This is a genomic window from Cupriavidus sp. P-10, from assembly GCF_003402535.2.
Taxonomy (GTDB): domain Bacteria; phylum Pseudomonadota; class Gammaproteobacteria; order Burkholderiales; family Burkholderiaceae; genus Cupriavidus.
Window position 1 is genome coordinate 110,436 of record NZ_AP025173.1, and the last position, 20,458, is coordinate 130,893.

The 20,458-nt window shown below is 60.4% G+C and carries 16 protein-coding genes and 1 pseudogene; 12 read left to right on the forward strand and 5 right to left on the reverse strand.

What is annotated here, in order from left to right; translation table 11 throughout:
* Positions 1-7: 7 nt before the first annotated feature.
* Both CTP10_RS38090 and CTP10_RS38095 read right to left on the reverse strand, forming a co-directional pair.
* Entirely contained in the window at positions 8-460 is a 453-nt protein-coding gene (locus CTP10_RS38090; RefSeq protein WP_058697662.1) for a zinc-finger-containing protein, read from the reverse strand.
* A gap of 63 nt (positions 461-523) precedes the next feature.
* Positions 524-955 (reverse strand): annotated as a pseudogene (locus CTP10_RS38095) (SOS response-associated peptidase family protein); the annotation flags it as partial.
* A gap of 385 nt (positions 956-1,340) precedes the next feature.
* On the opposite strand from CTP10_RS38095, the gene CTP10_RS38100 reads away from it, so the two are divergent.
* Genes CTP10_RS38100 through CTP10_RS38115 form a run of 4 tightly spaced genes read left to right on the forward strand, consistent with a single transcriptional unit; the run spans position 1,341 to position 6,451 of the window.
* A complete protein-coding gene (locus tag CTP10_RS38100) occupies positions 1,341-2,504 on the forward strand; it encodes a tyrosine-type recombinase/integrase (protein WP_058697660.1) in 1,164 nt (387 codons plus the stop codon).
* On the forward strand, positions 2,491-4,167 hold the full coding sequence (locus tag CTP10_RS38105) for a hypothetical protein (RefSeq protein WP_058697659.1): 1,677 nt from the start codon (positions 2,491-2,493) through the stop codon (positions 4,165-4,167). The genes CTP10_RS38100 and CTP10_RS38105 overlap by 14 nt, the downstream gene beginning before the upstream one ends.
* Entirely contained in the window at positions 4,164-6,041 is a 1,878-nt protein-coding gene (locus CTP10_RS38110; RefSeq protein WP_143010704.1) for an integrase, read from the forward strand. Before CTP10_RS38105 ends, CTP10_RS38110 begins: the two co-directional genes overlap by 4 nt.
* Positions 6,038-6,451, forward strand: a complete 414-nt coding sequence (locus tag CTP10_RS38115) for a hypothetical protein (protein WP_058697657.1) — start codon at positions 6,038-6,040, stop codon at positions 6,449-6,451. The genes CTP10_RS38110 and CTP10_RS38115 overlap by 4 nt, the downstream gene beginning before the upstream one ends.
* A gap of 302 nt (positions 6,452-6,753) precedes the next feature.
* Here CTP10_RS38115 and panP read toward each other — a convergent pair whose 3' ends face one another.
* Positions 6,754-8,409, reverse strand: coding sequence for a pyridoxal-dependent aspartate 1-decarboxylase PanP (gene panP / locus CTP10_RS38120; protein WP_442875269.1), 1,656 nt, complete (start codon positions 8,407-8,409; stop codon positions 6,754-6,756).
* A gap of 44 nt (positions 8,410-8,453) precedes the next feature.
* Complete coding sequence (locus tag CTP10_RS38125; protein WP_058697655.1) at positions 8,454-9,383, reverse strand: LysR family transcriptional regulator; 930 nt, start codon at positions 9,381-9,383, stop codon at positions 8,454-8,456.
* A 190-nt stretch (positions 9,384-9,573) separates the two neighbouring features.
* Here CTP10_RS38125 and CTP10_RS38130 point away from each other — a divergent pair, with 190 nt between their 5' ends.
* From CTP10_RS38130 to CTP10_RS38155, 7 genes are all read left to right on the forward strand, one after another.
* The gene (locus CTP10_RS38130; protein ID WP_058697654.1) at positions 9,574-10,497 is read left to right on the forward strand and encodes a dihydrodipicolinate synthase family protein; all 924 of its coding nucleotides are present in this window, start codon (positions 9,574-9,576) and stop codon (positions 10,495-10,497) included.
* Positions 10,498-10,776: 279 nt separating this feature from the next.
* Positions 10,777-12,195 (forward strand): MFS transporter, encoded by a 1,419-nt coding sequence (locus tag CTP10_RS38135; RefSeq protein ID WP_233528069.1) that lies wholly within the window; start codon positions 10,777-10,779, stop codon positions 12,193-12,195.
* A gap of 180 nt (positions 12,196-12,375) precedes the next feature.
* Positions 12,376-13,476, forward strand: a complete 1,101-nt coding sequence (locus CTP10_RS38140) for a porin (RefSeq protein WP_058697652.1) — start codon at positions 12,376-12,378, stop codon at positions 13,474-13,476.
* A 130-nt stretch (positions 13,477-13,606) separates the two neighbouring features.
* Positions 13,607-14,572 (forward strand): Bug family tripartite tricarboxylate transporter substrate binding protein, encoded by a 966-nt coding sequence (locus tag CTP10_RS38145; RefSeq protein ID WP_058697651.1) that lies wholly within the window; start codon positions 13,607-13,609, stop codon positions 14,570-14,572.
* 20 nt (positions 14,573-14,592) lie between these two features.
* The gene (locus tag CTP10_RS41215) at positions 14,593-14,742 is read left to right on the forward strand and encodes a hypothetical protein (protein WP_327077297.1); all 150 of its coding nucleotides are present in this window, start codon (positions 14,593-14,595) and stop codon (positions 14,740-14,742) included.
* 24 nt (positions 14,743-14,766) lie between these two features.
* A complete protein-coding gene (locus CTP10_RS41220; RefSeq protein WP_327077295.1) occupies positions 14,767-14,964 on the forward strand; it encodes a hypothetical protein in 198 nt (65 codons plus the stop codon).
* 185 nt (positions 14,965-15,149) lie between these two features.
* Entirely contained in the window at positions 15,150-16,595 is a 1,446-nt protein-coding gene (locus CTP10_RS38155) for an IS1182 family transposase (RefSeq protein ID WP_058697650.1), read from the forward strand.
* A gap of 335 nt (positions 16,596-16,930) precedes the next feature.
* Here the strand turns inward: CTP10_RS38155 and CTP10_RS38160 are convergent, their stop codons facing one another.
* On the reverse strand, positions 16,931-17,320 hold the full coding sequence (locus CTP10_RS38160; RefSeq protein ID WP_233528053.1) for a hypothetical protein: 390 nt from the start codon (positions 17,318-17,320) through the stop codon (positions 16,931-16,933).
* 585 nt (positions 17,321-17,905) lie between these two features.
* Between CTP10_RS38160 and ligD the strand changes: the two genes are divergently transcribed.
* Positions 17,906-20,428 carry a DNA ligase D gene (ligD, locus tag CTP10_RS38165; RefSeq protein WP_058697649.1) on the forward strand — a complete coding sequence of 841 codons (2,523 nt, stop codon included), beginning with the start codon at positions 17,906-17,908 and terminating at the stop codon, positions 20,426-20,428.
* Positions 20,429-20,458 lie beyond the last annotated feature (30 nt).

Genomic DNA, 20,458 nt, shown 5'->3' on the forward strand with positions numbered 1-20,458 from the left:
GCCCTCATCAGGAACCCGAAGGCTCTCGCCCACGTGAGGCCTGGAACTCGGCGATGCATTGGATGGCCTGTTCGCACTGCTCAAGCGAAAGGGCATGGATGCTGGGACTGTCGACTGGAATGCGGAGCGATGCAATCAGCCACTTCATTGCCTTGCCCCTCGCCTCAAAGGCATTGACACCGTCGCGCCGCATCTTCGCAGTGACCAACGGATCGAGGGCATCGTGCAGTCGGCTCTTCTTTTCGCGCAATGCCGCGTCGGCCAATCTTCCAAGCGGGGTGTGTTGCTTGCTTCGCGCACGCACGCCGATCCACGCCTGGCACGGGGAGCAGATCCACACAGGCCCGTGGTCCTCCAAATACGGGTATGCCTCTTCTCCCACGCGGGCAAGAACCGCCTTCCCGCCGCAGTAATCGCAGAGGGGCTGAGGAGGAGCAGGTATCGGTCGGCCAACACGCATCAATGACCCTGAGTTGCCAGGAGGTGAGCGATTCTACGACATGGAATCGGGATTCTTCGTTCCCTACGCTGCCAACCGGTGCTCGTAGTAGGGCTGGTTCCGGTCGTCCAGGATTGCATCGAGCGCGGCCAAGTTCTTCGCGTCGGGATTCAACCAGGCTTCCACATGCTCGGGCTTGACTGGCACGATACAACGATCATGCCCTGCGGCCGACACCTCAGCGGGCGGCTCGTCGGTAATGGCAGCGAAGGAATAGAGATCGGCCTCGCCCTCTCCTCCTTTGCTGATCGACCATAGACACGCCACCAACATGTCCTGCTGCGGCTCGGGCCTGAACTCCAAAACCACGCTCTCTTGCTGCTCGCCAGGTGCCAGCTCTCGCTGCTCCATCCGATGCCGTGCGACATTTTCGTAGAAAGCATTGACGATCATGATGCCGTGTCGATAGCCGTATAGCTGTCGCCATGCCTTCTTCAAATTGTCGCGTCTGGCGTTGTTCTGGAACCTTGTATCTGTTAGGAATTTTACTAGTCTTTCCAAGACGAGTAGCCGGTGGGGGCGCGGGGGAGGGAAAAATGGGTCGGAGGGTTGTGGATAACTTCACTCTCGCGCGCTGGCGAAGACTGGAGGCGGTCGTGGTCCTTCGTGCAGTTGCTGAATACGCCAAGCAGGATGGGCAATTTAGACCACGGCAGAGCCATGGCACAACTCGCTGGCACGCGAACGTGGACGGCGTGGACTACGAAATCCTGTGCACGGGACCCCGGTTCCTAGATACACGTGCGAACCGAGGCGGTGGAGGTGCGGTCGATCTGGTAATGCACCTGATGCGGCTCGACTTCAAGCGCGCCGTAGCAGTGTTGAAGGCCAAGCAGCTCTGATGCGTCTTGTCGCATCGACTGAGGATCTTGTTATGGGCGGGCGGCCCTACCCCGGCTTCCCAATCCTCCTATGGGACAGCATGGAGAGCTGCGCGGAAGCCAACGAATTCCTGCGCCACTACCTGCTCCGCGGTGCTATCGGCTCGCGTAATTCTTGGGAACCGACAGGGCGTTCTCTTTACGACTACTTCAGCTTCCTTCAGGCGCACGACCTGCGTTGGGACGACGTAGATCGCGGAGAGAAAAAAACGCTGCTCGCCGCCTATCGAGACTACTGCTTCAAAACTGCGGGTCTCCAACGCAATACTGTACGGAACCGTCTCTTATACGTGTGCGAGTTCTATTCCTTCGCACAGCAGAGGGGCTGGATCAAGCAGCTTCCTTTTGGCTATGAGACGCGACGAACGATGCGTACGGGGGGCTTTCTCGCGCATGCCGATGGAAGTGGCGGAACGAAAGCCGTGCGCGATGTGATGCCGAGGGCTCGCAAGGACCTGCCTCAATATCTCACCCTCACACAAGTCCATGCCCTATTGACTGCAGCCGCTAACCCTCATCATCGCATGATTATTAGGCTTGCCGTGGGCTCTGGCCTGCGCCGGGAGGAACTGGCCTCCTTCCCGCGCGCCTATGTCTTCGATCCAGACCTTGCCGGACGGCCAGAGCGCAACATCCGTGTCCACCTTGATCCTGAGGATGGCCAAGGGATGCAGACCAAAGGCAACAAGCCGCGCTCAATCTACATCGGCCGGCGGCTGATGAAGGACCTGAACCACTACGCAATCCATGAGCGCGGCCTGCGCTCCTCGCTAAGCGGGGCGCCGCAAAAGGCGCTGTTCCTCAATCAGTTCGGCGAGCGGTTTACGGACGATGGAAAAAGTCTGAATCGTATTATCAAGGAGATCGGCAGGAAGGCCGGCGTTCGCGTGTGGGCTCACCTTCTGCGCCATACGTACGCGACTCACACCCTCGTCTCGCTCCAGCGGGTCCGCGACCGAAGCCGAATCGAACCCCTGGTGTTTCTGAAGCAGCAGTTGGGCCACGCCTCAGTGCAGACCACGATGGTGTACCTGCATCTGGTCAATGAATTGGCTGACGAGGCTGTGCTGGCGTACGACGACGAACTCAATGACCTGGCGGATGCGCTGAATGGGCAAGCGTAAGACCTTCTTCAAGACGGATCTGACAATTCCTCAGATAGAGCATGAGCGCGATGCTGAGGGGAGGATCGTCATCACCGCGGCAGCAATGCCTCCGAGCTGCACTGAAGTGAGATTCGGACGGAACACCACCAGGCTCCGGACATTCGAGTTCGCCCCTTGGTACGGCGTCGGCATTGACCCGATCACCTATGCCTGTCAGCGGCAGGTTGAGCGCTTCCTCGGCAAGCAGGACTCAGACGTCCAGGTGACGACTGTCGTGGGCTACTGCAAACTAGGCCTCGCGAGATTTTTGACGCACCTAACCATGCTCGGCACCGCAAACGGCCGACCGATGCGCCTGACCGACATCACCCGCGACACCATAGATAGCTACCTGCTCTTTCTCCGAGACCAAGGCATCGCCACGGACTCGCAGCGAACGGCGTACAGCTATACCAAGTCCGTCTTGCAGGCCTTGGGACGGCGAGGACTGGTCCACGTGATCGAACGCGGCAGTGAAGCCACGTTCCCCAGCAACCCCTTCCCCGGCTCGACACGCGGAGGCAAAGGGGAGCGCCCGCTATCTGCCACCGAGAAGAAGGCCTTCACGCTTGCCGTGAGGACGGCGGTGCAGCCACTGTTTGGAGAGGACGCAGAACCCACGGCAACACTAGCAGCCTATGCCCTGCTGGTCGTAGCCTTGCACACGGGTCGGAACACCACGCCATTGCTAGAGATGCCGATGAACTGCCTGCGCGCGCATCCAAAGGAAGGAATAGAGTTTCTGGTCGTGTTCAAGCGCCGAGGTTACTCCTCCACCAAGGTGGCGCTGCGCGCATCCAATTCCGTGATGCGTGTTGTGGAATCTACGCCGACACTGCGCTCCACGGTAGCTGGGTTGATTCGCCGCGTTCTTGCGCTGACGGCTGGCCTGCGCCGTGAGGCGCCGGAAGACATTCGTGATCGAGTATGGCTGTATCGACGAAGTAGGGACAGTGAAAGTCGCGTCAGCGCACTGACGCACGGCACCCTCGAAGAGGCAATCAAAAAGCTGGTCAGGACGTACGACCTCCGGGGCGATGACGGCGAGCCGATGCGGATCAACGTCAGCCGGCTGCGCAAGACCTTCGTCAACCGCGTGTACGAGATTCTGGACGGCGATGTCGTCGCCACCGCGACCGCGGCTGGGAACTCACTCGTCGTCACCATGCGCAACTACCTGCGACCTAGCGAAGATGCCCGCAAAAACTGGCGCTTCATGGGCCTGGTGCTGGTCGAGGAGCTTTTGACAAACACCCTCGGTGCCACTGAACGAACGCCGGTTGGCCGGTGCTCGGACACCACCGCCGGCGAGTATGCCCCAAAACGAAACGGCGACCTTTGCCAAAGCTTTCTGAACTGTCTTCGCTGCCGCAACTACGTCGTCACCGGCGATGACCTATGGCGGTTGTTCTCGTTTTACTTTCGGATCTTGCGCGAGCGCCCGCGCGTGGATAAGCGCCGCTGGGACCACCACCTTGCCCACATCCCTCGTCTGATCGACCGCGACGTCATCCAAGCCGGCCTTCGCCGCAAGTTGTTCAAGCCTGAGCAGGTGAATGCCGCCCGAGAACGGGCACGACACGATCCTCACCCCCTCTGGGCCAGCCCCACAATCATCAACGAATTGAATTCACTGGCGTGATGTCCCTAGCCAGAAGAGCGCTGGACCAGGAGCCTGTCGGCCAGCCAATCCTTGATCAGGACAACCTCGCCGCCACCATCATCTCGACTTGCACGATCAACGGCAAGGTGGTCATCCTCAGCCGGTACGGCGACCCAAAGTGGCGGCTCGTCGGGCAGCCTACGAACAAGGGAGCGTCGGAACAGTACGTAGACTTCAACGCCATACCCGCGGGCTGGCGGGCCACGATGAAGGCGATCTTGTGGCACTACATGCGCCGCGGACGCGAGGGAAAGAAAAGGCCGTCGCCTCGCGCCGTGACGAAGCTCCTTGTGGACGCCAAGTCATTCCTGCAGCACTTGGTGCGATTGAACATCACTAGGCTGGCCGATGTCACGCCCTTCGCGTGCTCGCTGTTCGTTGACTTCTGCAGACAGCATCGCCAGCGGCAAGGTTCCGCCAGAGCGGGAGAACTGCTGAAAGCCTCCTCGCTTGGACAGCTATACGGCGCTGTCGAGGCGCTCCATGAGTTGAGTCAGTACACGAGGGATGTAATGCCTGACCATCCTTGGGCCGGCACGTCGGCCACCCACTTGGCCGGTCTGACCGGTCAAGGAACGGGGTTTCGGGGAGGCAAGACCCCGCTTATGCCGGACGATGTGTTCACCACTCTCTTTCAGCGCGCCTGGTCATTGGTTGAAGCAGCCGATGATCTTCTTGATGTCCGCGATGAGATCTTGATCCTGCGGCAGGCGGCCGGCGGGAAGACACCGGCCGAGGGTATTTTCGTCCGAAGTCGGGGCTGGGCGGACATGTGGGAGTTCAACAAGGCGGTGATCGAACTGCGCACCGCCTGCTACATCGTCGTGGCGAGCCTTTCCGGGTGCCGCAACCATGAACTCGGCTTTGTCCAAAGGGGAGCCTGCTACGCCACGGAGGCGGCCGCAGACGACAAGGGTGAGCCCCGGACTTACAACTGGATGCGTTCGCAATCCACCAAGACAGGCGAAGGCCGCGCAGAGTGGATGGTTCCTGAGGCGGTTGTGACTGCGCTGAAGGTGATGGAGCGGTGGTCTGCTCCCTATCGGGCCGTGATCGAGGCCGAGATCGAAGCTCTTCGTTCGCAGAACCCCCTGGACCCTGAGCTTGCCGAGGCGCAACTGCATATGAACGCCGTCTTCGTGGCCATGACGCCGAACAGAGGCAACCAGGTGCGCACGATGTCACTAGGGGCGTGGAACAAGGCGTTGAAATCGTTTGCGCAGAATTGCGGCTTGGATTGGGACTTGGCCAGCCATCACTTTCGCCGGAAGTTCGCAAGCTATGCCGCCCGGAGTCAGTTCGGAGACCTGCGGTACTTACGATCACACTTCAAGCATTGGTCGATGGACATGACGCTAGGCTACGCTCTCAACGAGTCACAGGAGATTGCCCTCTACGCCGAGATCCAGACTGAACTCGACGACATCAAGAATGAAGTCGTGGAAGGCTGGCTGCGACCCGGCACCGCCCTAGCCGGTGGATACGGTCGAAATATCGTGTCCTGGCGGGGCGGCCAGGCCGTGACCATTTTCAAAGACCACCGCCAGATGGTTCGGTCGTTGGCGGAAAGTACGTCCATCCGCAGCAACGGGCATGCGTGGTGCACAGCCGACGATAACCGGTGTGTCGGCAATGATCTAGAGCGCACGCGTTGCAGCGGCTGCAATAACGCGGTCATCGGGCCAGAGTACGCTCCGCTCTATCGGGGCCTCCATGATCATCTGCAGGAGGTGCTAGCCTGTGATGACATCGGCGAAGGCGGACGAAATCTGGTCCGCCGAGACATGCAGCGTTGTCGCGATGTGTTGGTGACCCTGAGTCAGGGGGACAATTCGGAGTCTGCCGCGCCATGAGCAAACAACGCAAGCCAGCAGATCAGCGCGAGAAGGATCTACGCCTGGCGATGTTTCGAATCCAGCAAGGTCGTGCTCGCCACACCAAGGCGAAGAAGCTTACCATCAGCGCAGTTGCCGAAGAGGCTGGGGTGACCGGTCCGCTCATCCACAACCACTACCCCAAGATCGCTGAAGCCATTCGACTAGCCCAAGGTCGCGACAGTCGCGCTCAGCGCAACGCAAAGCAACTGGAGCTAAAGGCGGCACGTGACAAAACTCGTGAGCTTCGGCAGGAGATTGCAAACCTCCGCTCGGATGTGAGTCGGCTGGCATCGATCAACGAGGTATTGCTCGCTGAGAATGCCATGCTACGGTCGCGGCTGGGCGATTCCGACGTGGTGCCGATGGTCAAGCGACGTCAAAACTGACGCCCACGGCTTCGCAGGCTGATCATGCCGCTACGAAACCATACCAAGCGCGGAACAGACTCCGATAATTGTTGGTCCGGATACCAATTCACAGACATCGCCGTTTGTGCCGTTGGCGGAAGTCGCTTTCCGGCCATGAAGAGCCGTTCGATTTTTCATACCGAGCGTCCGCTGCCGATCGCGATGCGGCCGCAGAGAGAGCCGTCTATCAGCACAAGCTGAATTGTAGGCTCCGCTGTACCCTCGGCCGTAGGTGTCAGTGAGAGACGGTCGACGACTGGCGCTCGCCAACTGCAAATGCCTCACGCGTCCGGCGCCACCGCCAGTGCCATCAGCGGCGCCATGCATGGGCTGGCCGCCGCCAGCGCGCGCTGTTCGTCGAGGATGTCCTGCAGGATGGCATGCGTCGTATCCGGGTTGGCCAGCACCACGCGGAAAACGGCAATCGGGCGGCCACTCCACTGTGTCGACGTCAACTGCGTGCGCGATACGAATGAGCGGCCGGCATCGCGCTGCATTTCCTGAATGCTGATGGTCAGCGCATCCAGCGCGTCCAGCATCTTCTCGCGCCTGCCGGCCGAAGCGGTTGCCAGCGCGGCACGCACGGTCTCGGGCACATGGCGATAGGTCAGGATGCAAAGCTGCGGGTGGCTGTCGAGCTCGAAATCCGGCTGCTGCACTATCAGGGATGCAAAGTAGCGGGCGTTATCGATGCTACGTTCGATCAACTGCGCCAACCCCTTGCGACCGAGCAGATGAAAGTTCGCATAGAGCATGATCGCCGCCGCGCCGCGCGATCCTTCGAGCGTATGGCGCCCCAGGTCCACCGAGCCCTTGCGCACGATGTAGTTCGCATGCTGGATGATGTCCTGCGTCCACGCCGCGTGCCGGAACAGCACCATGCCGGCGCCCATCGGCACGTAGAACTGCTTGTGCGCATCGATGACGACGGAATCGGCACGCTCGATGCCCGCGAAGCGCCAGCGCTCGCGCTCCGACAGCAGTGTTGCGCCGCCCCATGCGGCATCCACGTGGAAATGGCAGCCGGCCTCCTGAGCAACATCCGCGATCGCGTCGAGCGGATCGACCGCGCCCGTCTCGGTCGTCCCCGCTATGCCGACGATCGCCATCGGCCGGATGTTGCGCTGCTGCAGGTCACGCATGGTATCGCGCAGCAGGTCGATGCGCATGCGACCGTCTGCATCGACCCCGACCGGCACGAGATTGTCGCGCCCGATGCCAAGGACATCGGCTGCCTTTCGCAACGAGTAGTGCCCGCGCTCTGAGACGACGACCGCAAGCCCGTCATGGCCGTAATGGCGCAGCGCAGCCACCAGTCCGGCGCGATGGATGCCGGCGAAGCCATCACGCGCGCCCAGCAAGTTGTTGCGGCTCGCCCATAGCGCGGTGAGGTTGGCAACCGTGCCGCCGGAGCAGATCGCGCCGAGCGCGTGGTCGGCATCGTGCAACCATCTCGCATAGAACGCGGTGTCCTGGGCAAACACCAGCTTGTGCAGCATGCCGATGACCTTGCGCTCAAGCCCAGTCAGCGCGCCGGACGTCTCGAGCTTCACGACGTTCTGGTTCAGCGCTGCCACCACCTTGGCCAGCGAGGGCATGAACGACGGCAGCGACGACGTCATGTGTCCGACGAACGTGGGCGATGCCACGGGCATCACGTGCCGAAACACGTCGTTGAGCAGATGATCGGCATGCGCTTGCGGCGATGTCGGCGTCTCGGGCAGCTCAACCGACGCGAATACAGCCTCGCGTGTAGCGCACGCGCCAACCGGATCAAAATGCTCACCCGCAAAGAAATCCGCCGGATGCTCGGCGATCCATCGCTCGAGCGATTCGAATGCACCCCGATCCGCGTCGAACCAGCGCAAGGGGCAGTCGTCGCCCCCGTCCGTGCTTTGTGAGGTCCCTTCGCGAGAGATGTCCGGCTTCATTTGCATTACCCAATGTTGATCGGTACCAGATCCAGGTGTCGCAGGACCTCTCAAGTTGAGACCTCGAGGCCACGTCCGGTCGACTCCGGTCCCCCGAATTGCGCAATCTCACGGACAAGCTGCATGACGGTGCGGCACGCTAGCGTGAGTTCACCATGGCGCGACATGGCCAACGCAATATGGCGGGTGATCTGCGGATTGATGATCTTCGATGCCTGCAAGCGGCAATCCCGGCCGGCGTTGGAAATCGCATACGGCCCCAGCAGCGCGTACATGCCCCCGTCGGCGACGATATGGGTCTGCAGGCTTAGCGAATCGGCCTCCACTGCGACATTCAGCGCAACACCATGCTCCAGTGCCAATTGATCCAATCGGTCGCGCCAGCTATTGGGTCGGCAGAACATTACCAGGGGAAGGTTGTGCAGCGCGGAAAACTGTACGGTGGGGTTGGCGGTCACGCGGTCTCCCTCGGCGCCCACAAGGTAGGTCACAGTTTCGACTAAGTACACGTCGCCGTGCTTTGGCATCGGACTATGGCGGAACAGAATAGCCAGATCGACGTGTCCAGCTTCCAGCCAGTTCTCCAGTTGCGCGCCTTGCCCCTCGCGAACACTGAGTTGCACCAGGGGGTAGCGCTCCTTCAAGCGGTAATAAAGCGTGCTGACCAGTGGATGCGCCATGGAAGGCAGGATTCCGATGCGAACTGTGCCGATAGGCTTGCCTGAGGTCGAGTGGATGTCGTTGACCAGTTGGTCCGTGCCTGCCACCCACGCCCGGACCTTGGGCGCCACGCGCTCTCCGAATTCGGTAAGCACCACCCCGCGACCCGTGCGCTGGAATAGACGCCCCCCGCACTCCTGCTCAAGTTCATTGAGTTGGCGGCTGATGTGGGGCTGACTCGTGCCATAGGACTGAGCCACCTTGCTCAGACTGCCCAGGTCGGCAGCCGCCAGGAACAGTTTCCATGCGGAGTAGTTCATCGCTTGCCTTGGCTTCCATGCTATACGGAATCAGTATATCTGAAATATCCAGCATGGCACTTCCGGTATGCCATGGCGACTCCTAGACTGCCTCACATGCCCGCCGCCGTTATGGAGACACTAGCAGCGGCAGGCTCTCCGGGCAAAGCATCCGGCACCCGGTGAACCCCATACTCATACAGGAAGTGACATGAAAGATATCGACCTCCGCGGCCTCAATCCTGCCCCGGTTACGCCCTTCACCCGCGACGGCGCGGTGGACTACGCCGCCTGCAAGAAGCTGGGCGCCTGGCTCGGCAGCATCGATGGCGTGAAGAGCCTGACCGTGCTCGGCCACGCTGGCGAAGGCACCTTTCTGACGCAGGCGGAGCAGATGAAGGTCATCGAAACCTTCGTCGAGGCAGTCAATGGCGCCATTCCCATCATCGCCGGCATCACGTTGGAAGGCACCGAGGTGGCCGCCGAGGAAGCCAAGCGCGCGGTCCAGGCGGGCGCGTCCGCCGGCCTGCTCTACCCCTCGCACGGCTGGCTGCGCTTCGGCTACCAGAAGGGCGCACCTCAGGACAAGTACCGCCAGGTGTTTGAGACCAGTGGGCTGCCGCTGATCCTGTTCCAGTACCCCGATGCAACCAAGTGCACCTACGACCTGGAGACCCAGCTTGACATCGCGGCGCAGCCCGGCGTATTCGCGATGAAGAACGGCGTGCGCAACATGCGCCGCTGGGACACCGAGATCCCCGTGATTCGTCGCGAGCGCCCTGATCTGCAGATTCTGAGCTGTCACGACGAGTATCTGCTGCACACCATGTTTGACGTGGACGGTCTGCTGGTGGGCTACGGCAACATCGCGCCGGAACTTCTGGTCGAGCTAATCAAGGCCGGCAAGGCACGGGACTACAAGGCCGCCCGCGCCATCCACGATCGCCTGCTGCCTGTCACGAAGAACGTCTACCACCGCGGCTCGCACATGGAAGGCACTGTGGCGCTGAAGCATGCGCTGGTTGCCCGCGGCATCCTGGAACACGCCACCGTGCGTTCTCCGCTGCTGCCGCTCGCCCCGGGTGCTGACATTGAAATCGCAAACGCGATGCGCGCCGCCGGCATCGTAGGCTGAACGGTGGCCAGGCGCAGCCATCCGGCTGCGCCTGCTAGCCGCGTCAGTGTTTTTCCCATTTTGCTGTAGCCAGCAGGCATGCACAACGGGAGGAATACGAGGCTTCACGCTGACCTGAGCTTCTGGGCTGCCCCCTGTCGCGGACTTCCAGTGGCTCTTGGGGTGCGAAAGACCGTGGCGACGGCAGAAGCGGATGACGCAAAAATAATGATGGCCGGTGCTCGCACACCATGAGCCAGTCAACTTGGAGACAGCATGGACACCACTACGGTCGCACCCATGTACAGCGGCAGGAACGATGCGGCAAGCAGTGCGCCATTTGATCCGCAGCAGCGGGCAGCGCAACTTCTCTTTCGCATCGAGAATGTTCCCTTTAGCAGGTGGCACACCAAAGCCCGCATTGTTATGGGCAGTGCTACCCTGTTCGATGCATTCGACGCACTGTCCTTGGCGTTTGTCATGCCGGTCCTGGTTGGGCTTTGGCACTTATCGCCGGGCGAGATCGGCGTCCTGATCGCTGCCGGGTACCTTGGGCAGGTCATCGGCGCACTATGCTTCGGGTGGCTTGCCGAGCGCCTGGGCCGGGTGCCGAGTGCCACCGTAACCGTGGCCCTGATGTCGGTCATGAGTGTGGCGTGCGCCTTTGCCGGCAACTTTCACATGCTGTTCCTGTGCCGCTTCATCCAGGGCATTGGTGTCGGCGGCGAGGTACCGGTTGCGGCAACCTATATCAATGAACTGTCGCAAGCCCATGGCCGCGGCCGCTTTTTCCTGCTCTATGAACTGATCTTCCCTGTTGGCCTAATGCTGGCGGCCCAGGTAGGTGCCTTCTTGGTTCCTCGCTTTGGCTGGGAGTACATGTTCCTGGTTGGCGGGATACCCGGCTTGGTCGTGGCACTGCTGATCATGCGGCTGCCGGAATCACCACGATGGCTGATCGCCAAAGGCCGGTTCGACGACGCAGAGCGCGTGATCGGCGAAATCGAGGCCAGCACCCCCAAGCGAAACCTCGATCCGCAGCACAACGCCGCAGAGATGGACCGGCGCATCTCGGAACTGTACGGGGGCCTCCATTCGCAGAAAAAGGGCAACTGGAAGGAGCTGTTCTCGCCGTTCTATCGTGGCCGTACGGTGGTGGTATGGCTGCTATGGGCGAGTTCCTATTTCGTTGCAAATGGCATCAACAACTGGTTGCCGAGTCTGTACAAGACGGTCTATCACCTGCCATTGCAGGAGTCGCTGCACATGGCCTCGCTCTCCAACGTGCTCAGCACCTGTGCCGTTCTTGTCTGCGCACTCTCGGTGGACCGCGTGGGTCGTCGTCGCTGGGCCATGGGGTGTTTCGTGGTCAGCGGCATACTGCTCGCCGTCCTCGGAGCGTTCGGCGCCGCCAGCCCCTGGTCGGTCATGCTGCTTGCATCCTCAGCTTATGCCGTGATGGGTTCGGCGACGGTGCTGCTGTACCTGTACACGCCGGAAATCTATCCCACGCGTATCCGTGCGATCGGAACCGGCCTGGCGACGTCATGGCTACGAGCTGCCTCCGCCACCGCACCGACCGTTGTCGGCATGGTACTGACGGGACAGGGTATTGCCACCGTCTTCCTGATGTTTGCGGGCGCCTGCGTGGTCGGCCTTGTCGCGGCCAGCCGAATGACCGAAACCACCAACCGCCCGCTGGAAGAGATTTCACCCTGACTGGCTGACCTGCCAAACGCAGCAGCGCAGACCGCTGCCGTCAGACGCTTCACGGCGATCATCGGACCCAGTATCCCTTGCAGCCGTGCACTCGAAACGTATCGAGCGCACGGTGCTGGGGGGAGACCGCTCGCCTGCCTTCACAAGTTTGTAACGACTCGCCATAACAAGGAGACACCCATGAGGAGTTGCGGGAAATGGTACGCGGGCCTTCTTTGCGCCGCACCGATGTTCGCTTCGGCACAATCAGTGACGCTTTACGGCCTCGGCGACACCGGGGTCGAGTATGTGAACAATATTGGTGCCAGCAAAGACAGTGTCGTGCGGATGCCGAACCTGACTGCCACCGTGCCTTCGCGCTGGGGGATGCGCGGGACTGAAGACCTTGGGGGAGGCCTGAAATCCGTCTTCGTCCTGGAATCCGGCTTTGCCCCGGACTCCGGATCGTCAAATCAGGGGGGACGCTTGTTCGGTCGCCAGGCCTTTGTGGGGCTGAGCAATCAGTGGGGACAACTCTCCTTCGGCCGTCAGTGGACGATGACCTTCTGGTCAACGCTGGACTCTGACGTACTGGGGCCCAACATCTACGGCGCCAACTCGTTGGATAGTTATCGACCCAATGCCCGCGCCGATAATGCCATCGCCTACAAGGGTACATTCGGCGGATTGACTGTCGGCGCGACATACAGCCTCGGGCGCGACACAGTCAATGCTGGCCAGAACCCCGCGGGAACCAACTGCGCCGGAGAGAATCCCGCCGACAGCAAGGCCTGCCGTGAATGGTCAGTGATGCTGCGGTATGACGCAAGCTGGTGGGGCCTGGCAACTGCATACGATTCCTTGCGCGGAGGCGCCGGTGCTGCAGCAGGGCTGGTGAACAGCGGCCTCAAGGACGATCGCCTGCACTTTGGTGGCTACATGGTCCTGTCCAGGACGAAGCTTGGCATCGGTGGCACCTTCCGGAACAATGAGGGCAGCACCACGTCCCATAGCCAGTTGTACTATGCGGGCCTGGCCTACGACATCACGCCCGCCTTCAATCTCGCGGGGCAGATCTACTATCTGGGATTCAACCATAGTGCCAACAAGGCATGGCTCGCGGCCCTGCGCGGTGCCTACGCCTTCTCCAAGCGGACCTCCGCCTATCTTACGACTGGCTTCATTGATAACCGGGGCCAACTGGCCATGTCGGTCAGCAGTGGCAGCGCCGTCGGAACCAGCGCGCCGGCACCGGGCGGCAACCAGTTTGGTGCGATGATTGGCATAAAGCATGTCTTCTGAGTCGGCGCCATACCTGTTTATGGCAAGAGCAAGAGCTCAGGCGAAAGCATCGGATGCAAGAATCCCTTCTCTGGACGCTCGCCAGTCGAGGCAGAGCGGCAAGCATGCAAGTCAATATCAGGAGACGACAATGAGAAGTATTTTGAGAGCGCTAGTGGCCACAAGCTTTGGTCTTGCCGCCACGCTGGCTCTCGGCCAGAGCTACCCCAACAAGCCCGTCAGAATCGTTGTGCCGTACCCCGCTGGTGGAACAGTGGACGCTGTTACGCGGGTTGTTGCGCAACGCCTAAGCGAAAACCTCGGCCAGCAATTTATTGTCGATAACCGGCCCGGAGCCAGCGGAACGCTGGGCAGCAAGTTGGTAGCGACCTCGGCGCCAGACGGTTACACCCTACTTGTGCAGGCATCGACCTTCGTGGCCACGCCGATGCTGATGAGCGCAACGACCTATGACATCGAAAAGGACTTCACGGCGATCACACAACTGGGTAGCGTCCCAATGCTCGTGACGGCGCATCCCAGTGTTCCAGCAAAGGACCTCAAGGAGTTCATGGCCGCCATCCGCAAGGAGCCCGGGAAGTACACCTTTGGAACTTCAGCAGTCGGCTCGGCTAGCCACCTGGCCGAAGAAGCGATCAAGCACGACGGGAAGCTCCAGTTCGAGATCATCCCCTACAAGGGTACGGCTCCGGCGTTGACGGAAGTCATGGGCGGCCACATCAATGCCATGGTGGATGCCTTGCCATCGACGCTGCCCCATGTGAAGAGTGGAAAGCTGAAGCCGCTTGCAGTCACTAGTGCGAAGCGCATTGCCGCGTTGCCGAACGTTCCGACGGTTGCAGAGTCGGGATTGACCGGCTTCGAGATGGTTTCCTGGTACGGCTTGTGGGGACCTGCGAGAATGCCCGCCGAACTGACTCAACGCATTCGGAATGAAGTCGCGAAGGCATTGGCTTCGGAAAAAGCGGTCAAGGTATTGGGCGAGTATGGATTCAGCGCCACGACGTCCCAGCCGGCGGACTTCACCGCATACATTAGGCAGGAGAAGGCCAGATTCAGCACCCTGATCAGGGAGGCAAATATCAAGCTCGACTGAGCGGCATTTGGAGAGCCACGATGAGCACATATACCGCACGCGACCGGGCCAGCACGGTGGAACACATCCATGGTCGCGGTGCCGGCACGCTTGAGTTGGACTACGAGACCGCATGGCAGGACGCGATCGAACTGGAGCAACTCGGCCGTCAATACGGTGTCGACGTGTAGTATCGCGCCGTCGAGCATGTCTCCGTGGCATCCCCCGAAGCATTGGTGCACGGCCTGCGCATGGAGAAGCCCACATTCAGGCAGCGCTACCTCTACTGCAGGTTCGACATGGCCGCGCTGTCTGAGGATACGCTGCGCAATCTGGAGGAGCTTGCCATTGAACACGGCGACTACCTCATGGCCGGTCACCTCTTTACGGAGGAAACGCTGACCTGGGTGTGAGCGGCCGGATTCACATGCCGGTCCTCGGCCGCCGCAGGAATTCCCCTTTGAGCAGGATCGGTGACTGCAATACCACGGTCATTGGACATTGAGCTCGCGTTCGCGGATGACCGAGAGGGGTCGAGGCTGTGTGAAAACGTCTCGATCACCTAGACTGAGTCAACGCATTCAGACTGGGGGATCGGATGAAGCGATTCATAGAGGGAGAAGACCGCAAGCAAGCTACCCTGCTTCCAGAATGCCTCGATGATTTCATCGCCGAGGACAACCCCACCAGGATCATCGACGCGTTTGTTGAAGAACTGGATCTCGAGTCGCTCGGGTTCGAAGGTACCAATCCCTCGACTACAGGTCGCCCTTCATATCATCCTGCTGTCCTGTTAAAGATATACATCTATGGTTACCTCAACCGGGTCCACTCCAGCCGCCGTCTGGAACGCGAATGCCAACGCAATATAGAACTGATGTGGCTTACCGGTCGACTGGCGCCGGACTTCAAGACGATTGCAGACTTTCGGCGGGATAACGGCACGGGCATTCGCAATGTCTGCCGTCGCTTCGTTGTACTGTGCCGAGATCTTAAGTTGTTCTCACAGGCCCTGGTCGCCATCGACGGCAGCAAGTTCAAGGCAGTCAATACTCGGGACCGCAATTTCACCGCTGGCAAGGTCGACAAGCGCCAGCAGCAAATTGAGGAAAGCATCCAGCGGTATCTGAGCGCGCTGGAGACTGCGGATCGCACGCAGCCTGCGGAGGTAGAACTCAAGACAACTCGACTGCGCGAGAAGATTGTGCAACTGCGTCAACAGATGCATAGCCTTGACCAGATAAAGGAAGAGCTCAAGACGCTGCCAGATGGTCAGATCTCGATGACCGATCCTGATGCGCGCTCGATGGCGACAAGTGGCAAGGGCTCTGGAATGGTCGGCTACAACGTACAGATGGCCGTAGATGCCAAGCATCATCTGATCGTTGCTCATGAGGTCACCAATATCGGCAATGATCGGGCGCAACTCAGCTCGATGGCTCGAGCTGCTCGCGATGCGATGGGTAAGACCAGGCTTAAAGCCATAGCTGATCGTGGCTACTTCAGTGCGCAGGAGATCAAAGCATGCGCGGATACGGGCATTGCTGCCATCTTGCCCAAGCCAGCAAGGTCCAGCGCGAAGGTAGGTGGTCGATTCGTTCGGGCGGACTTCATCTACATTGCCCGAGACGATGAATATCAATGTCCCGCCGGAGAACGTGCGATATACCGCTTCACCAGAGAAGAACACGGACTGCAGCTACGCCGCTATTGGAGTAGTGCATGTCCTCAGTGCACGATGCGGTCGCAATGCACGCCGAGTCCGTACCGGCGCATCTCCAGATGGGAGCATGAGGAAGTGCTGGAGGCCGTCCAGCGCCGGCTCGACAAGATGCCGGATGCAATGACGGTTCGCAGGCGAACCGTCGAGCATGTCTTCGGAACCTTCAAACATTGGATGGGCTACACGCACTTCTTGACGCGCACGCTGCCGAATGTAGGAACTGAAATGAGCCTGCATGTTCTGGCGTACAACCTGAAGCGCGTCCTTCGAATTCTCGGGTTCTCGAAAACAATGAAGGCCATGCGCCTGGTGGGTGCGTAAGCACCCATTTGCGCGCAAAAGATGGGGCTGAAGATCGCTCTCAGGGGCCCCATTAGCGCTGTTCCCACCCGTTTCGACGCCGCCGACGACCGGATTGGCCGAAAATTCGATAAGGCAGGCTACGCCCCGGAGGGGGCGCGCATTGGTGCGATTCGAGAGACGTTTCCACACGGCCTCGGTCGATCAGAGACGATCGCCTTCCCAACTCTGCCTGAGAGTAGGAGCAGCCGCTGAGTTGAACTGGCGTCAATCCTTCGAGTACCGCAGCGAAGTTGGCGCGCCGGCCGCACCGCTGGCCATAGGCCCACAAAGGATTCAACCTCAGAACGAAAGGGTTAGGGAAAAGAGTTAGCCGCCCTAAGTGGTTGATTGGAACAAAAATTTTTCCACCTAACTGTTAGCAACGTTCCCAAAGCGTTGTATGTACCGGGTTTCTGTCGCTCCATCGCGGGCGTCCACCCCGGCATCCTGCATTGATAGCGCATCGGGATCACAACTCGCTGGCCATCCTGCACCACCATCACGGGCGCGTAGTGGCCCGGGAAAATACGCGAGTCTCGATCCAGCAAATCAGTTCGCTGCAGGTCTGCTAGATTGCGCTGCGCCCTCGCGATCTTGTCAGTCGCGACGCGTTGATCGTTTTCCGCCTTCTTTGTCGGCTTGCCTGCCAATGCGCGCTCGGCGGCAGTCAGCCGTGTCTTCTGCTGGAACAGCTCCGTCTCCAAGGCTATCGCCTGATCTTTGTCACCCGCCGCAACAAGGTCGGCGACAGCGCGCTCCTTGTCGTTCGTGGCAGACGGCACGCATTGCTTTAGGCAGTTTGGACCAGCCGCCGTCTCTGCGCTTCTCCCAGAAGAGTTCGACAAAATGCTCAAAACTGTCAGAGGCCCCGAATTCCCGAACGTACTTTCGATAGCTGGCGTGAATCTGCGCGGAATAGCACATCGCTGTCACCGTGGCGTTGTGGCTAAAGAAGCCATTCTAGTGGCGGCGGCCTGACCCTGCAGGGGCACGCCCTTAACGGGTGAGCATGCCGGTTGCAAGGCAGGCCTTCCGGGTGGACGTGTAAGACGCTGCCTTCTACAGGGCATTGAGATAGCGGCCTAGACTGCAGAAATATGGCAACCCGAGGAGCCGACATGTCAAACGTTTATGTAGTGCCACGCGGCGACCGACGGAAGGTTGAGGTAGGTGCCGCATAGTTAACTTATGTTGGGACGCAGCGATTGGCTCCGGGACGATGCTGGCATAAAGACAGAGGGGCCAAGCGGATCGTCCACGGAAGGGAGCGATCCGGATGCGAAACGCCTATGGCAACGACACCAGGGATGTCAAAGGTTAGAGCGCGCACCGCGGAGCGGTTGCCCGACCTCGACCGCTATCAGAAGAAGCGCAACTTCAGCGTCACCCCAGAGCCGGCGGGAACACGAAAACGGCGCAAGAATGCCGAACAGTTGCGTTTCGTGATCCAGAAGCATTGGGCGCGGCGGCTGCACTACGATTTCAGGCTCGAACTCGATGGCGTGCTGCTCAGCTGGGCGGTGCCCAAGGGGCCTTGCTACGATCCCAGCGAAAAGCGTATCGCGGTCCATGTGGAGGACCACCCGCTCGACTATATCAACTTCGAGGGTGAAATCCCGGCTAAACAGTATGGCGCCGGCTCGGTGATCGTCTGGGATCGTGGCACGTGGGAGCCAATCGGCGATCCGCGTGAAGGTATGGCCGCAGGCAAGTTGCTCTTTGAACTTTACGGAGAAAAGTTGGCCGGCCGTTGGGAACTGGTACGCATCGCCAAGCCCGGCGACAGCTCAGAGCAGTGGTTCCTCTTCAAGAAGCGAGATGCCTGGGCGCGACCGCTGGCAGAGTTTGACGTGTTGGCAGCTTTCCCGGATAGCGTCATCAAAAAACCGCTGGGTGCGCTGACCCAAGCGTCGACGGGCTCTACTGAAATGGCGTCCGATACCGCCATCGTGAACGCCCCGCTCGTCCCCTTGCCGGCAAAGCTCGGGCCGCAGCTCGCCACCCCGGCACCCGCACTTCCGACTGGTACCGGGTGGGTCATCGAAACAAAGTTCGATGGCTACAGAATCTTGGCCAGAATCGAGGATGCCCGAGTAGCGCTCTTTACTCGTAATGGCCATGACTGGACGCGCAAGCTGGGATCCCTGGCGGCAGAGATCGAGACGCTAGACATCTCGGAAGGCTGGCTGGATGGCGAGATCGTCGTGCTTCGCGATGGCATGCCGGATTTCAATGCCTTGCAGAACGCAATCGATGGGCATCGCAACGACGCAATCGTCTTCTTCGGCTTCGACCTACCCTTCTGGGAAGGCCGGGATTTGCGCAATGTGCCCCTGACCCAGCGGCGCGCGAAGCTGGCGGAGCTTGTCGGAGATCGCTCCGAACGGGTGCGCTTTAGCGAGGCCTTCGATGCTTCCCCAGTGCAGATCTTCCAGGCGGCGTGCCAGCTCGGTCTCGAAGGCTTGATGTTCAAGCGGGCCGACGCCTCCTATGTTTCCGCACGCACCCAGACCTGGCTGAAGGCCAAATGCAAACTGCGCCAGGAGTTTGTGATTGGCGGGTTTTCGGACCGCAGTGGTGCAACAGCCGAGGTAGGCAAGCTATTGCTTGGCGTATATGCGGATGGAGAACTCCGTTACGTCGGCGGCGTTGGAACCGGCTGGGACAGCGCGACGGCAACAGAACTCAGAAGACGCTTGACCACCTTGGAAACTGAGCGAAGTCCCTTTTCGACGGAGGCGCGTTCCAGCCGGCGATGGGGCGGAGGCCGGGAAGGCGTTGTACGTTGGGTGAAACCGACCCTCGTTGCAGAAGTCGAGTTTTCCGAGTGGACCCCTGAAGGCCAGGTACGCCAAGCCTCGTTCAAGGGCCTGCGCGCCGATCATCCGGCTAAGTCGACCCGGCGAGAGGCGATCCAGACTGCCGTGACGCCGCACGGCGTCAGCGCTATCAAGGTCTCCAATCCGGACCGTGTCATCGACAAATCCACAGGCATCACGAAGGTCGAGCTGGTTCGCTACTACGCGAGCGTGGCGGAGCGGATGCTGCCCCACCTCAAGGATCGGCCGCTATCCTTGGTGCGCGCGCCGGAGGGCATCGATGCCCCGACCTTCTTTCAGAAGCACGCGGAAACGGCGATGCCTGGCCTCACCGAGCAGCTCCCGTCCCTTTGGCCCGGCCATGCCGCATTACTCACTGCTGATTCGGCAGACGCAATCGTCGCCGCTGCCCAGATGAATGTGCTTGAGTTTCATACGTGGAATTCGACGGCCCACCACATAGATCGTCCGGATCGAGTCATTTTCGACCTCGATCCTGGCGAAGGGATTGCATGGGAGACGATGATCGAGGCCGCCATGCTGGTGCACACGCTGCTGGATGAGCTGGGGCTGCAGTCCTGGTTGAAAACGAGCGGCGGCAAGGGGCTGCACGTCGTCGTGCCATTGGCGCCGCAGCGTTCCTACGACGAAGTGAAGGCGTTTTCGCGTGCCGCCGTCAAACACTTGGCGGCCACTCTGCCCCAGCGCTTCACCGCCCGCTCTGGGGCGGCTAACCGCAAGGGGCGGATTTTTGTGGATTATCTGCGCAATGGCTTCTCCCAGACCACCGCAGCCGCGTTCTCGGCGCGAGCGCGGCCAGGACTCGGTGTCTCCATGCCGGTGTTCTGGGAGCAGCTTACCAAGCTGAAAAGTGGCGCACAGTGGACTATCCGCGATGCCCGCGAATACCTCAGTTTCCAAGTGGCGGATCCCTGGCAGTCTTACTGGGAGGCACCCCAAAATTTGACCGCAGCCATCGAACGATTAAGCTAAATGCTGGCGCATCTGCGCTGTGGAGTATCC